Annotated in this window: 10 protein-coding genes; 5 read left to right on the forward strand and 5 right to left on the reverse strand. The window is 60.4% G+C overall.

Annotation, left to right across the window (positions count from 1 at the left end; translation table 11 throughout):
- The first annotated feature begins 64 nt into the window (after positions 1-64).
- Both CAG47_RS14920 and CAG47_RS14925 read left to right on the forward strand, forming a co-directional pair.
- Entirely contained in the window at positions 65-1,222 is a 1,158-nt protein-coding gene (locus CAG47_RS14920; protein WP_085725624.1) for an HD-GYP domain-containing protein, read from the forward strand.
- Positions 1,223-1,271: 49 nt separating this feature from the next.
- Entirely contained in the window at positions 1,272-5,669 is a 4,398-nt protein-coding gene (locus CAG47_RS14925) for a response regulator (protein WP_085725625.1), read from the forward strand.
- A 93-nt stretch (positions 5,670-5,762) separates the two neighbouring features.
- Here CAG47_RS14925 and CAG47_RS14930 read toward each other — a convergent pair whose 3' ends face one another.
- A complete protein-coding gene (locus CAG47_RS14930; protein ID WP_085725626.1) occupies positions 5,763-7,502 on the reverse strand; it encodes a dipeptidase in 1,740 nt (579 codons plus the stop codon).
- Positions 7,503-7,662: 160 nt separating this feature from the next.
- On the reverse strand, positions 7,663-7,968 hold the full coding sequence (locus CAG47_RS29005; protein ID WP_085725627.1) for a hypothetical protein: 306 nt from the start codon (positions 7,966-7,968) through the stop codon (positions 7,663-7,665).
- Positions 7,969-8,155: 187 nt separating this feature from the next.
- Here CAG47_RS29005 and CAG47_RS14940 point away from each other — a divergent pair, with 187 nt between their 5' ends.
- The 3 genes from CAG47_RS14940 (at position 8,156) to CAG47_RS14950 (ending at position 11,552) form a co-directional block, all read left to right on the forward strand.
- A complete protein-coding gene (locus CAG47_RS14940; protein ID WP_143515859.1) occupies positions 8,156-9,250 on the forward strand; it encodes an alpha/beta fold hydrolase in 1,095 nt (364 codons plus the stop codon).
- 61 nt (positions 9,251-9,311) lie between these two features.
- Positions 9,312-10,367: an alpha/beta hydrolase gene (locus CAG47_RS14945; RefSeq protein WP_085725629.1), complete on the forward strand. Its 1,056-nt coding sequence runs from the start codon at positions 9,312-9,314 to the stop codon at positions 10,365-10,367.
- Between the two features lie 18 nt (positions 10,368-10,385).
- On the forward strand, positions 10,386-11,552 hold the full coding sequence (locus CAG47_RS14950) for a carboxymuconolactone decarboxylase family protein (RefSeq protein ID WP_085725630.1): 1,167 nt from the start codon (positions 10,386-10,388) through the stop codon (positions 11,550-11,552).
- Here the strand turns inward: CAG47_RS14950 and CAG47_RS14955 are convergent.
- From CAG47_RS14955 to CAG47_RS14965, 3 genes are all read right to left on the reverse strand, one after another.
- Positions 11,540-12,433, reverse strand: coding sequence for a LysR family transcriptional regulator (locus CAG47_RS14955; protein ID WP_085725631.1), 894 nt, complete (start codon positions 12,431-12,433; stop codon positions 11,540-11,542). The two genes, CAG47_RS14950 and CAG47_RS14955, sit on opposite strands and share 13 nt — an antisense overlap.
- 59 nt (positions 12,434-12,492) lie before the next feature.
- The gene (gene gltS / locus CAG47_RS14960) at positions 12,493-13,707 is read right to left on the reverse strand and encodes a sodium/glutamate symporter (RefSeq protein ID WP_085725632.1); all 1,215 of its coding nucleotides are present in this window, start codon (positions 13,705-13,707) and stop codon (positions 12,493-12,495) included.
- A 289-nt stretch (positions 13,708-13,996) separates the two neighbouring features.
- Positions 13,997-15,103: an acyltransferase gene (locus CAG47_RS14965; RefSeq protein ID WP_158091318.1), complete on the reverse strand. Its 1,107-nt coding sequence runs from the start codon at positions 15,101-15,103 to the stop codon at positions 13,997-13,999.
- Positions 15,104-15,301: the final 198 nt, after the last annotated feature.

Here is a 15,301-nt window from a genome sequence, read left to right on the forward strand (position 1 = left end):
CGCTGGGGCGGCAGTGAGAAGTGTTGCCTTGGAGTGTCTATGTCGGGCAAGGGAGCCATGCGCCATGAGTGCCGAACAGAGTCGTTACAGCCCACCGACCCTCCTGGTGGTCGATGACACGCCCGATAACCTGATGCTGATGACTGATCTGCTCAAGGATCGCTACCGGGTCAAGGCCGCCAATAGCGGTGAAAAGGCGTTACGCGTACTTCAGGGCGATACACTTCCGGACCTTATCCTGCTTGATGTGATGATGCCTGGGCTCTCGGGCCATGAGGTGGCGCGGCAACTCAAGGGCGACCCGCGTACCCGTGACATCCCGATTATCTTTCTGACGGCCATGGCCGCGACCGAAGACGAGATCGTTGGCCTGGAACTGGGCGCCGTCGACTACATCACCAAACCGATCAGGCCGGCGCTGGTCCTGGCGCGGGTGGATACCCAGCTCAAGCTCAAGGCCGCGCAAGACTTCCTGCGGGATCACAACGACTATCTGGAGCAGGAAGTGGCGCGTCGGACCCGCGAGGTCATTGCGATCCAGGATGTGGCCATCCAGGCCATGGCTTCACTGGCCGAGACTCGCGACAACGAAACGGGCAACCATATCCGGCGGACCCAGCACTACATCAAGGTGCTGGCGGAACATTTGCGTGATCACCCGCGATTCAGCCACTTTCTCAGCGATGACACCATCAAGTTGCTGTTCAAGTCGGCGCCGCTGCACGACATCGGCAAGATCGGCATTCCCGACCATATTCTTCTCAAGCCTGGACGCTACACCGAGGCGGAATTCGAGATCATGAAGACCCATACAACGCTGGGACGTGACGCCATCCAGCATGCCGAGGATCAACTTGGCATTCGCGCGCAGTTCCTCAGCCTGGCCAAGGAGATTGCCTACAGTCATCAGGAAAAATGGGACGGCAGCGGCTATCCGCAAGGGCTGGCGGGAGACGCCATCCCCATCAGTGCACGCTTGATGGCCGTGGCTGACGTCTATGACGCGCTGATAAGCCGTCGGGTCTATAAACCCGGGATGCCCCATGAGCAGGCCGTCGAGATTATCCGCCTGGGCCGGGGCACGCATTTCGACCCTGATATCTGCGATGCCTTCCTGGCCTGCCTCGAGCAGTTCCAGGCGATTGCCGAGCACTTCGCCGATACCGACCAGGACATGGCGGTCAAGCGGGCTGCGCTGGAGCGTATCGGCCAGACTCAGTGAGCCCGCACTTGCACCGTTGCAGCTTTCATCAGGTCCACGAGGATAATCCATGACCGGACTGCGCTCCGTGCTCGAGCGTCTGGCGCTTCTGCACAAACTGATCCTGGGATTCGCGGCACTGCTGTTGTTGGTGCTGGTGCTCGGCGTGCAAAGCCTGCGTACCCTGGAGTCCCTGAAGCGGGACATGCAGACGCTCTATCTCCAGGAACTGGTCGGGATGGAACACTTGAGTGAGGCACGAGTGCATCTGCCTCACCTGGTGCAAGCGCTGCAGCGTGCCGTGGGCACCAACAACGCGCAGATACGCATTGAGTCCCTGCAGCAACTTCGTGACACCCGCAATCGCCTGCAGTTGGCGCTTGCCCATGCCAAGCTGACCCTCACACGCCCGGAGAACCTGGCGCGCCTTGCCGAATTCGATTTGCTGCTGCAACAGCTGGAAAGCGGCAGCGAACAAGTCTTTCTGCTGATCGATCAGGGGCGCCAGGGCCAGGCGCTGCTGCTGCTCAACAGCAGTGAGTTCCAGCAACTCGATCAGCAGGCCGACACGCTTCTGGACGCGATATCCCAGGTCAAGGAGGCGGCGATTCGCGACACGGCCAAGGACCTCGCCGACTTTGCCGAGCGCAGCACCAAGCTGACCTACATACTCTTGTTCGGTGGTTTGTCGCTGGCGTTGCTGTTGTCCTGGCTGGTCAGTCAGTCGATCCGCAATCCGCTCAATCGGGTGCGGGCTGCGGTCGACCATTTGGCCGCAGGGCAGCTCGATCAGCCGATTCCTCATACCGACTTGAACAACGAAACGGGCGATCTGGCGCGGGCCATTGCCAAACTCCAGACCGAGTCCCAGCAACTGGAGCGTCAACGCTGGATCAAAGCGCATACCGCGCAACTACAGGTCGATCTGCAGCAGGCCGAAACGCCAGCGGAACTGGCCCAGGTCTTTTTGCAGCATATGGCGAGCCTGCACGGTATTTGCCAGGGCGTGCTTTACAGCGCCAACGAGGAGTGCGCCACGTTGCTGCTGATGGGTCGCTATGCCACCGATTCCGAGCGACCGCCCGAGGCGCAAGTCAGGTTCGGCGATGGCCTGCTGGGGCAGTGTGCGGTGGATCGCCTGCAGCGTCAGTTGCAAGCCATGCCGGAGCATTCCTGGCGTTTGCGTTCGCCGCTTGGCGAGACCCCGGCCAATTATCTGCTGCTGCAACCGATTGTGCGTGGCGAGCGGCTGCTGGGCGTGCTCGAGTTGGCTGGGCTGGAGCCGTTGGGCGAGCGGGAAATGCTCCTGTTGCAGGAAGCAACGTCACGTCTGGCGGCCGCCATGGCGATTCTGGAGCGTAATCAGGCGGTCAAGAACCTGTTGGCGGAAACCCGGCGCCAGGCCAATGAAATGGCGGAACAGTCGCTGCGACTGGAGGCGCAGGCGCAAGCGCTGGAAAACCAGCAGTCGGCGTTGCGTGCTACCGAGGCCTGGTATCGCGGGATCATCGAAGCGGCACCGGACGGCATGCTGGTGGTGGATGCCGAGGGGCACATCCTGCGGACCAATCGCCAACTGGATCAACTGTTCGGCTACAGCGCCGGTGAGTTGATCGGTGAGCCGATCGAACGCCTGGTGCCGCTGAAGAGCCGAGGACACCACAAGACGCTGCGCCAGGGATTCATGGCCCAGGGTGAAACCCGACAAATGGGCGCCAACCTGGACGATCTGCAAGGCGTGCGCAAAGACGGAAGTCTGTTCTCTGCCGAGATCAGCCTTTCGCATCTTCCAAGCCTTGAAGGGGGGGGCGTCTGCGTGTGCGCTTCGGTGCGTGATGTCAGTGAGCGCCGTCAGTTGCAGGCGGCGCTCAAGGCCAGCGAGGCGCAGTTGCGCGCAGTACTCGACAGCAGCCCGGTGGCCATGTTGATCAAGGATGTCGGTGGTCGTCCGACCTACAGTAATCCGCAGTTCGACAGCTTGTTCGCGACGCGTCTTGAGCAACTCAAGGCCATGGATCTGGGGCAGTTCTGGGTTGACCCGCAGGCACACCAGCGCTTTACCGCCGCAGCGGCGCAAGGTCCGGTGGTCAACTTCGAGGCCAGCCTGCAACGCCTTGGAGGCGAACGCTTCGACGTACTGGTCTCGGCCGTCACCCTGACGCTGGGCGAGCGTCATATCAAGGCCAACTGGTACTTCGACATCACCGACCGCAAGGCCGCTGAAGCCGAGGTTCAGCGTGCGCGCGAGGCCGCGGAAGAAGCGACCCGGGCCAAAAGCAACTTTTTGGCCACGATGAGCCACGAGATCCGCACACCGATGAACGCCATCATCGGCATGAGCTATCTGGCATTACGCACCGAGCTCGACCACCGCCAACGCAACTACATCGAAAAGGTCCATCGCTCGGCGGAATATCTGCTGGTGATCATCAACGATATCCTCGACTTCTCCAGGATCGAAGCCGGCAAGATGCTCCTGGAGCACATTCCCTTCCACCTTGAGGACGTGCTGGATGGCTTTGCCAGCATGATTGGCCTGAAAGCGGAAGACAAAGGCCTGGAATTGCTGTTCAGCACCGATGCCGATCTGCCGACGGCCTTGATCGGCGATCCACTGCGACTGGGCCAGGTGCTGATCAACCTGGGTAACAATGCGACAAAATTCACCGAGCAGGGCGAGATCGTGCTCGGTGTCGAGCGGCGCGGCTCGGTGGCAGAGCAAGTGCAGTTGCATTTCTGGGTACGCGACAGCGGGATCGGCATGAGCACCGAGCAGTGTTCGCGCCTGTTTCAACCGTTCAGCCAGGCCGATAGCTCCACCACCCGCAAGTACGGTGGCACCGGGTTGGGCCTGGCCATCTCCCGGCATCTGGTGGAACTGATGGGCGGACACATCTGGGTCGAGAGCGAGCCGGGCCAGGGTTCCACCTTTCATTTCGAGGTGAGCCTGGGCGTGCAGCACGACAGCCAGTTGCGGCGTATGGTAACCGCCGACGAATTACTGGGCACCCGAGTGTTGGTGGTCGATGACAATGCCAGCGCGCGCGAGATCCTGTCCGGCATGGCGCGCAGCTTTGGCGTGGAGGTGGACGTCGCGCAAAGTGGCCGGACCGCACTGGCCATGTTGGTGGAGGCCGAAGCGAAGGTGCTGCCTTACGATCTGGTGCTGATGGATTGGCGCATGCCTGGCATGGATGGTGTGGAGACGGTGCGGCAGATGCATGCCGCCAGGCTGGCGCAAACGCCGTCGGTGATCATGGTCACGGCTTTCGGTCGCGAAGAGGCCCGCGAAGAAGCCAGGCGACACGGCATTCAATTGCCGGTGGTCCTGACCAAGCCGGTGACGCCGTCTACTTTGCTTGAGGCGCTGGGTACGGTGCTCGGCAAGATACCCCAGGCCGATACCCGCGCCAGCGAGCGATCCGGCCAGAGTGCCAGCGCCATGGCCAGCCTGCGCGGCGCGCGGCTGCTGCTGGTGGAAGACAATGAGCTGAATCGCGAGCTTGCCTGTGAACTGCTGGAAAGCGCCGGGATCGAACTGTGCCTGGCCATTCACGGCGCAGAAGCGCTCGCGCAACTGGAACGTGGCGGGCCATTCGATGGTGTGCTGATGGACTGCCAGATGCCGGTGATGGACGGTTATACCGCGACCGGCAAGATACGCGAGCAGTCACGTTGGGCGAACCTGCCGGTGATCGCCATGACGGCCAACGCCATGGCCGGAGACCGTGAACGGGCCCTGGCCTGCGGTATGAACGACCACATTTGCAAACCCTTGAACGTCGAGGACATGTTCGTCACGCTGGCCAAGTGGATACACCCGCGGCCTGGCCGTGGCGCGATGCCGGCCGACGTTTTGCCAGTCACCACGGAGTCGGCGGCGAGCCTGCCAGCCAGCCTTCCCGGTATCGATATGCAAGCGGGCCTGGGCACCTGCATGGGCAAGGTCGAACTCTACCTGCGCCTGCTGCGCAGGTTTCGCTCCAGCCACCAGGCTTTTTGCAGCGAGTTCCAGGCAGCCCGAGATCAGGGCGATCCTTTGGCGGCGGCCAGGCTGGCCCATACCTTGCGGGGTACGGCGGGCAACATGGGTGCCATCGAGGTGGCGAACGCTGCCGCTGCGCTGGAGCTGGCGTGTCAAAACGATGGGGCGCAGCAGGACCTGGCTGACCGGCTGGCGGAGGTCGAACGCTGCCTGACACCTGTGCTGGAAGGATTAGCGGTGCTCGGCGAAGCGGCTTCCTGCGCAGACTCGTCAACCCCGCCACTCGACAGCGAATGGCATGTGCAACTGGCCCACACCCGGTCTCTGCTGGCCGAGAGCGACACCCAGGCCCTGACTGCCTTGCTTGAGCTGCAGAGGCTGGCTTCAGACCCGCGGATGGCCGAGCAATTGCATCGGGTTGTCCAGCAAGCGCAGTGCTTCGATTTCGATCAGGCGCTGGAATTACTGGAAAGCCTGTCCTGATCCATCAGGTGGAGGTATATCGTGCGCCAAATGCCAGGCGCCTCGTCACAGGCCTGCAATCGGACCCGCCACAAAGGCGGGCCCGAAGGATGATCACAGCTTCGGCAATTGCCCGATGCGGCCCATCATTTCGGTGACGATCTGCAGGTCCAGCAGGAACTGCTCGGTGGTCTTGAACTCGTTGTCGTTGTGACCGGTGTATTTGACGTTCGGCATGGCCAGGCCGAATTGCACGCCGTTGGGCAGTTCATGCACGGACGTAGCGCCTGCCGAAGTACCGAACTTGTGTTCCATGCCGAGGTTTTCGCTGGCCACCGCCAGCAGGGCCTTGACCCATTCACCCTCGGGGTTGCGGTACATCGGTTCGGCAATCGACAGGTCGAAGACCGGCGCGATGCCGGTCTTCTTGCTCCAGGCGTCCAGCTTGGCGGCGATTTCGGACTTCAGCGCTTGCGGCGACTTGCCCTTCGGAACGCGCAGGTTGACCGCGAGCTTGAAGGCGTTGTCGTCCATCCCGACATAGGTCAGGGACGTGGTCAGCGGACCCATGAATTCATCGGAAAAACCGACCCCCAACTTGCCGCCCAGATAATCCAGCCCCCAGTTGTCGGCGGCATAGCGGGCGGCGTCAGTGATCGGGTTGTGCTTGAGCGCGACCTTGCCGTCGAGACCATTGATGAAATCGAGCATCCTGGCCACCGGGTTGACGCCGGACTCAGGGTCGGAGGAGTGCGCGGAAACGCCGGTGACCGTCAGTTTGACGTCCTTGCCGTCGACCTTGGCCGTCACTTCGAAATTGCCACCATTGCGCTTGGCATACTCGGTGCCGGCCTTTTGCAGGCTGGCAGCCAGATCGGCGGGCTTGTCGGTCACCAGGGTCGCGACCGATGTCGACGGAATCTGGTTGGTGGCCAGGCCGCCCGTCATCGAGATGATTTCTGCGCCTTTGCCTTCAGCCTTGCGTTTGGCGAAGCTGGCCATGACCGTGCCGTAGCCTTTCTCGGCGATCACCACCGGGTAGCCGCCATCCAGCGCCAGGTTGTAGTTCGGCGTCGGGTTGCGTTCGAAGTAGTAGGGAATGGCGTCGCCCGTGGTCTCTTCGGTGGTGTCGACCAGCAGCTTGAAGTGGCGGGCCAGCGGCAGCTTTTCTTCCTTGATGATCTTCATGGCGTAGAGCGTCACCACGATGCCGTTCTTGTCATCTTCGGTGCCACGGCCATACATGCGATCACCGATCAGGGTGACCTTGAACGGATCGAGGCGGGTGCCGTCCTGCAGCACCCAGTTCTCCGGAGTCACCGGCACCACATCGGCATGGGCGTGAATGCCCACGACTTCATCGCCACTGCCTTCGAGGGAAATCTCATATACGCGGTTGTCGATGTTGCGAAAGTTCAGGTCGAAGGCCTGGGCGAGGCCCTTGATCTTCTCGGCAATCTTGAGGAATTCCGGATTGTCGTGCTGCTCGACACCGTCCACGCGCACGGTTGGAATGGCCACCAGCTCTTTCAAGGTTTCGGTGGCCGCGCTGCCGTATTTCACCCGGGCATAGAGGCCAAGCAGGCGATGGATTTCGTTTTGTTGCTCAGCGGACAGCGTCTTGTTGTCGAGAAACCCACGGATGGCCGGGCCGAGGTCGTCGGTTCTGGCGACATCGCTCTTGGCCAGACTTTCCAGGAACTGCCTGAAATCCTTGACCGAGGCATCGTTGAAGGTCTTGAGGATGACGGTGCTCTGTTCCGGGGCGATGTTGGCTTGCACGGCGGTGGTGAACGACGAAAGGCTGGCGAGCATGAGGGTGGTCGCAGCCAGGTGCTTGAGTGAAAAATCCATTGCTGGGGGCATTCCTTTGCAGGCGGTTTGTAAGAAATATCTGATTGCTTGATCAGAAACCTTTCAAAACTAACACCCCGCGCGCGTGAAACGGGAGCCCCTGAAGTGGGATCTGTCGCACAGAAATGCAAAAGCGGCGCAGAAACGAAAAACCGCTCTATCAAGGTTTGCATTCCGCCAGCACCACCTTGCAGGTATTCGGCGTACCGCCGGATCGGCCGGCATAACGTATGCAATTGTCCAGGGATTTTTGCCGGGCCATGCTCAAGGTGTCAGCCCAGGCGAGGCCACCTTCGCCTACTGTGGGGAGGGCTTTTGCATAGCAGGTCGAGCCGGTGCCTGGGGGGGAATAGGGCGCTGCAACTGTGCTGGATTTGCCTGAGCATCCGGCTGTCAGCGCCAGGTCGATGGCGAGCAGCGAAAGCAGGACCCATGGCGAGGATTGTCGTGCCGATTGCCCGGTCATCTCGGTTCCCCTGTATCAACGGGCTCAGGTCAGAGCCCTGTCTAACCATCATCCGCCGCCAGTGGGTTTCTGTCTCACACTTCTTGTTTATGTGTTTTTGGTATCAGTGCTATCCGATTGCATCTATTCATAAATTAATACCTGAACGGTAAGTTGCCTCTCTGTGATGACAGATCGAGAGCAACTCATGACCCGGGATTCCATCCGCAAGTCCGCACACGCCGCAGTCAGGGTGGGAGCGCTTTGTTTCAGTCTGACTACCAGTGCACTCGTGGACGCTGTCGAGCGTAGCCCGCTGATCATCAAGGATCAGGGAAGCCTGATGGCCGGCGGAGGGCTGATTACCCAGCCGGGTCGCTTCGACCCTTACAAACCGATGATGCCTGATGGCCAGACCTACCATGGCGACCACGTGTACGCGTTCTATCAGGTGCCGGTCGACGCTCACCCGTTGCCCATCGTCATGTGGCATGGCGCAGGGCAATCGGCAAAGTCCTGGGAAACCACGGCCGATGGCCGCGAAGGGTTCCAGAACATCTTCCTGCGGCGCGGTTTCTCCACTTACCTGGTCGACCAGCCGCGCCGGGGCGACGCCGGGCGTAGCCTGGTGGAAGCGACGATCAAGCCTGTGCCGGACGAACAACTGTGGTTCAACCAGTTCCGCATTGGCCTGTGGCCCGAGATCTTCGCAGGCAGTCAGTTTCCCCGTGGGCCGCAGGCGCTGGAGCAGTTCTTCCGTTCGATGACGCCCAATACCGGCCCTTACGACATCGAAGTCGCCTCCGACGGCGTATCCGCGCTACTGGAAAAGACCGGGCCGGCGATACTGTTCACCCATTCGCAGGGCGGTGGCCCCGGCTGGATGACGGCGATCAAGAGCCGCAATGTGCGCAGCATTGTGGCGTTCGAGCCGGGAAGCAGCTTCGTGTTTCCCGAAGGCGAAGTGCCCGCGCCGATTCCCAGCGCGTTCGACACGCTCACGGCGCAGGTCGTATCGAAGGCGCAGTTCGAGGCGCTGACCCATATCCCCATCCTGATCATCTACGGCGACAACATTCCGGACCATCCGGTTCGTTTGCCGGCACAGGACAGCTGGCGTGCCCGGCTTGAAATGGCTCGACTGTGGCGAGACGCCGTGAACCGCCATGGCGGGGACGTGCGGCTCGTTCACTTGCCCGAGATCGGCATCAGGGGCAACAGCCACTTTCCGTTTTCCGACCTGAACAACGTCGAGATTGCGGACCTGGTTTCGCGGTTTCTCGCCGAGAAAAACCTGAATTGACAACGAGCATGGCAATCGCTGCCGCACACCTTTGCAAACAGCAATCGTCAGGAGTATTCACATGATGCGAACCACGATAAAGGCCACCCTCATGGCCGCCATGATTGGCATGTCCGGTGTTGAAGCCGAGGCGGCGGACTACAAACAGAATCCCTATACCCTGGCCTACGCCGGCGCGCTGGTGAAGAACGAGCCGGGCAAGGTCAACATCCACCCGGTCACCTACAAACTCGATGGCCTGGACATTGCCGCCAACGTCTACACCCCGGCCAATTATGACGCCGCGAAAAAGTATCCGGCCGTTGTCGTCGCGCATCCCAATGGCGGGGTGAAAGAGCAGGTCGCCGGCCTGTACGCCCAGCGCCTGGCCGATCAGGGCTACATAACGATCGCGGCGGATGCGGCGTATCAGGGCGCCAGCGGTGGCGAACCGCGCAACATCGACAAGCCTGCGTATCGCATCGAGGATATCCATGGCATGGCGGATTTCATCGCCCGCTATCCTGGCGTCGATAACACGCGACTGGGCTTGCTCGGCATCTGCGGCGGCGGGGGCTATTCGCTGAAGGCAGCGCAAACCGACAAGCGCTTCCAGTCGATTGCGACCCTGAGCATGTTCAACTCCGGACTGGTGCGTCGCAACGGCTACCAGGACTCGCAACTGTCGACGATTCAGGAGCGTTTGCAACAGGCTTCGGCGGCCCGCGCAGAGGAAGCGGCGGGCGGGGAGGTGCACTATGTAGGCGACGCCAGACTGACCGATGAGCAGATCGCCAGGTTGCCGTTCGATCTGTATCGGCAGGGGTTCGAGTATTACGGCAAGACCCACGCGCACCCGAATTCGACCTTCCGGTACACCCAGAGCAGTCTGCTGGACCTGATGAGTTTCGATGCCACGGACCAGATCGAACTGATCGACAAGCCGTTGCTGATGATCGCCGGCAGCAAGGCCGACAGCCTGTACATGTCGGAACAAGCGTTCGCCAAGGCCAGCGGAACCCGGGATAAGAAACTGTTCACCATCGATGGCGCGACCCATATCGAAACCTATTGGGTGCCTGAGTATGTGGATGTCGCCATTGCCCAGTTGACTGCGTTTTACACCCGAACGCTCTGACTTGAAGGAGTTTCCATCATGAAAAACACGCTTTTTGGCATCGCCGTGTGCGTCGCGGCGCCTTTCGCCGATGCAGCCGGGTCAGACAGTCTCAGCCAGCCCGGGGCTGCCCAGCAGATCAGCCGTGCAGGCAGCCAGGCTTCGGTCGCGGGTCCCGAGGAATACTTCACCGGCCGGGTGCGCGTCGATCCGTTGTTTGCCGCCACTGGCGAAAACAATGCGTCTGGCGCTTACGTCACTTTCGAGCCCGGCGCGCGATCGGCCTGGCATACCCATCCTGCCGGCCAGCGGTTGGTCGTGATGTCCGGTGTGGGGCTGACGCAGGAGTGGGGCAAGCCCGTTCAGGAAATCCATCCGGGCGATGTGATTGTCTGCCCGCCGGGCGTCAAGCACTGGCATGGTGCCGCTCCGGCAAGCACCATGACGCACCTGGCCGTGACCGGTTCGGTAGAGGGCAAAAGCGTGCAGTGGCTGGAGAAAGTCACCGATGCGCAGTACGGCGCCCAGGGTTCCAAAGCACCGCAGACGGTGGCTCAACCCGCATCGCAGACATTGTCCGGCAAACAGCAGGCCATCCCCTTGATTGCCGCCGCCATGGCCACGAGCGATATTCCCCGGCTCAACGTTGCCCTGAACCAGGGGCTGGATGCCGGGATGACAGTCAGCGAGGCCAAGGAAATACTGGTCCAGCTTTACGCCTACAGTGGCTTTCCGCGCAGCCTCAATGCCCTTGGCGAGTTGATGAAAGTGGTGGAGGCGCGTAAACAGCGCGGCGTGCAGGACGATCCCGGGCGTGAGCCGGGTCGCATGATCCCTGTCGGCGATGAGCTGCTGTCGGTCGGCAAGGCCAACCAGACGCGCATTGCCGGGGCGCCGGTGCAGGGGCCGCTGTTCGATTTCGTTCCCGTCATCAACCAGTACCTGCAAGCGCATTTGTTCGGCGATATTTTCGAGCGAGACAACCTTGACTGGCAAAGCCGGGAACTGGCGACCGTCGCAGCGCTGGCCGCTACGCCGGGTGTGGAGTCACAACTGCGTTCGCACATGGCCGCCAGCCTGCGGGTCGGGTTGACCGTCGCGCAATTGCGTCAGTTGACCGGGCTACTGGCGGAACAGGGCGATGCCGATGCGGCGAAGCGGGCCACCGAGGCGCTCGACGCCACCCAGGCCAATCAGCCCGGATAGCGCAGGGCTTCGCGCAGCAAGGTAAAGGCCGGTGAGCTCTGGCGTCGGCTCGGGTAATAGAGGTGGTAGCCAGAGAACGGCTCGCACCAATCCGCGAGCACGTGGATCAAGCGCCCCTGCGCGACATGCTCCTGCACCAGGTCTTGCGGCATGTAAGCCAGACCCAACCCCTGGAGGGCGGCCTCCAGGCGCATGGCAATGTTGTTGAACACCAGTTGGCCTTCGACGCGGACTTTCAGTTCCTGGCCATTCTTCTCGAACTCCCATAGATACAGCCCGCCGTAAGTCGGCATGCGCAGGGTGATGCAGTTGTGCTGCATCAGATCAATCGGCACGACTGGCTTCGAGTATCGGGCGAAATACGCCGGGGAGCCGACCACCGCCATGCGCATGTCGGGGCCGATGCGCATGGCGATCATGTCCTTGGCGACCTGCTCACCCAATCGAACGCCGGCATCGAAGCCTTCCGCCACGATGTCGGTAAAACCGTAGTCGACGATGATTTCGATGTTGAGGTCGGGATTGTCCGGCAGCAATTTTGCGAGCACGGGGTGCAGAACAGTGATCGCCGAATGCTCGCCGGCGGTGATCCGCAGTTTGCCGGCGGGCTTGTCGCGGAATTCACTGAGCAAGGCCAGCTCGGTGTCGATTTCTTCGAATCGGGGGGCGATCACCCGCAGCAGATGCTCACCGGCTTCGGTCGGTGAAACGCTGCGCGTGGTACGCGACAGCAACCTGACGCCCAGCCGATCCTCGAGCTGGCGCATGGCCCGGCTCAAGGCCGGTTGCGACATGCCCAGCCTGGCGGCGGCACGGGTGAAGCTGCGCTCCTGTGCCACGGCCGAGAAGATTGCCAATTGGTCGTAGCTTTCGACGGTCATTTATTCGCACCTGTTATGAACCGGTAGCGATTATGCCATTCACAGGACCAATCGTAGCGCTACAAACCGCTGAACATACTGATGATCACGGCGTTGACCAGGTCAATGAAAAAGCCGCATACCAAGGGCACGATCAGGAAGGCCTGGTGCGCCGCACCGTATTTTTGCGTCACGGTCGACATGTTGACGATGGCCGTTGCGGTGGATCCGAGGGCGATCCCGCCGAATCCCGAAGCAATCACGCTGGCTTCGTAATCGCGCCCCATGCAGCGGAAGACCACGAAGTAGGTATAGGCGACCGTCAGCAGAATTTGCAGGGTCAGCGCGCACAGGATGAACATCAAGGCGCCGCTCAGTTGCCATAGTTGCAGCCCCATCAGGGCCATGGTCAAGAACATGCCCAGGCAGATATCGGAGATCAGCGACAGACCCAGGCTGGCACCGCTCCAGGTTTTCAGTCGTTGATCACCCACAAAGGCGAGAACGAGGTGGTGAATGACGATGCCCGCGAACAGGCAACTGACAAATTTGGGCAGGGTGACGCCGGCATCGACCAGCAGCAGGTTGAGCCCATAGCCGGCCATCAGGGTCAGGTTGAGCCACATCCAGGCCCAGAGCACGTCGTAGTAATCCAGTGGCTTGCTCGGTTGTTGGTCGAGAATGCCAACTTCCAGTGCCGCATCCCCGGAGGTTGACAGGTGGTAACGATGTATCAGTCGGTTGGCGATCGGGCCGCCAATGACGCAAGCGGCAATCAGGCCGACGGTGTTGCTGGCGATGCCCAGTTCGTGTGCGTTACCGATTCCCAGCTTTTCCACGAACAGCGGGGCCCAGGCCAGGGTCGTGCCCACCCCACCCGTGAGGGAAATGGAGCCCACCATCAAGCCCGCCTTGGGATCAAGCCCGAACGCCTCGGCCACACCCATGCCCAGCGAGTTCTGCAGAAGAATGAATACAGCGGCGAGTAACAGCAGGATCAGCAGCGGGCGCCCACCTTTGAGCAGTTGGCGCATGTCCGATTTCAAGCCAATGCCGGCAAAGAAATAGAGCAGCAGGGTGTCGCGAACCTGTAAATCGAATTCGATCTGGACATTCAGGCCGAAGTAAAGCAGGGACGTCACCGCCGCACAGACGAAGCCGCCGACGACCGACTCGGGGATACAGTATTGACGTAGAAAGGTGTTGTGCTGGACGAGGGTCTTGCCGAGGAAAAGCAGAAGGATGGCGAGTGTAAAGCTCACGAGACCGTGAACCTGGAAGATCTGTGAAGTCATTTAAGGCCTGCCTAAAAACTGAAAAATCATTATCAGGATTCGGTCGTTCATTGTTTAGACCTGTGTCAATGAACGGTCGATAGGCTAAATGCCAGCCTTGCTGGTGCTGGCAGCTACCTGATCATCAACACTGAGGACAGCCTAGCCGCTCCTGCATTGTCCAGGAGCCGCGCCGTGGCTTGCTCCCTCTGCAACGCGTGAACGACGTCAAGGCCCGGGGCCGTTAGCCAGGTCTTTCGCAGGTTTTTACTGCGCAAAAAAAGGCCCGCCGATGTGGCGGGCCTCTTTGTTACACGAGCGCCGGGCGCTCTTTCTGTGGTTCCGGCTCCGCTGCAGGAGCTGGCACTGCGAAGCTATCGGCGAAGTTTTTCTGGCGGGGCTCTTTCTGACCACCTTCGGACACCATCCGGATAACTTTGCGCGCCGGCTCTTCAACGCAGTGGTACAGGAACATCGAGAAGGCGAGGATGATAGGGATCTCATACTTCAGATCCATCATGCCAAACAGCTTGCGCTCAACAAACAGCACCATGATGTGACACATGTAGAGGCTGAAACTGATTTTCCCGAGATAGACCGAGACTGGGTTGGAAAACGCCCAGATCGGGCCTGCACGGAACAGACTGGCAATCATCACGATCACGAGGAACGGGAAAACAATGTTGAAGTAGTACTGGATGCTGGTTGCCCAGAGCATCAGCAGGATCAGCGGGGCTATCGCGATTGCGATGACTCTCCAGAGTCTGGAGTCCGGCAGGTCATGGCATACCTGGTAGGTGCAGTATCCGGCTACAAAGTAGACGATGCACTTGATGGTCCAGATGCCATTGGCAAGCAAATTCGGTTGCAGGAAGGGCGCATAGAGTGCCAGACCGATCAAAAGCAGTGAGAACGAAATCTTTCCCCACTTTCTCGTGAAATAGGCGACAAACGGAAAGGTCAGGTATGCCGCCCACTCGCAACTGATCGACCACGAAGGCTGGTTGAATGTCAGGTCGGGGGTTATGCCCCATGCGTGCACCAGAAACAGGTTCGCGTAGAACGTGTAGGCACTGTCGACCGGCGACCATTCATATAGACGATGCATCGGCAGAATGAAGGCTGTACCGACCAGCATGAACAAGTGCACCGGGTAGATCCGGGCAAGCCTGGCTACCCAGAAATTTTTCGCTGCCCTTGGACTGACACCGTCTGCAAAGTCTTTGCCGTGGACATAGGCCAGAATGAAACCGGACAGGACAAAAAATACATCGACGCCGAGGCCTCTCGTTTGGAAGAGAAATGCCAGGCTGCCGTAGGCATTGGCGAGCTCGCCGTATCGAATGTGAAGCAGCAGGACCGACAGGGCGGCGAATCCCCGTAACCCGGTCAGGTTTTGTATATGTGCGGCGCGCATCAAGCACTCCATTGCGGTTGTCTGGCAGGTCGAGCCCGGAGGAGGGCGGCGATTAAATCACAGCTTTGTTACAAAACATATCAGTGGCCACTACATTGGCTTCACTGGCGACAGAAAGCCGTCATGGCGCTGCATGTGTGCAAATTTTGTGCCGTTTATCGAGCCGCTGATCAGTATTCCGAGAGTACGGTGGCGCAC

The organism is Pseudomonas sp. R37(2017) (genome assembly GCF_002113375.1).
GTDB lineage: Bacteria > Pseudomonadota > Gammaproteobacteria > Pseudomonadales > Pseudomonadaceae > Aquipseudomonas.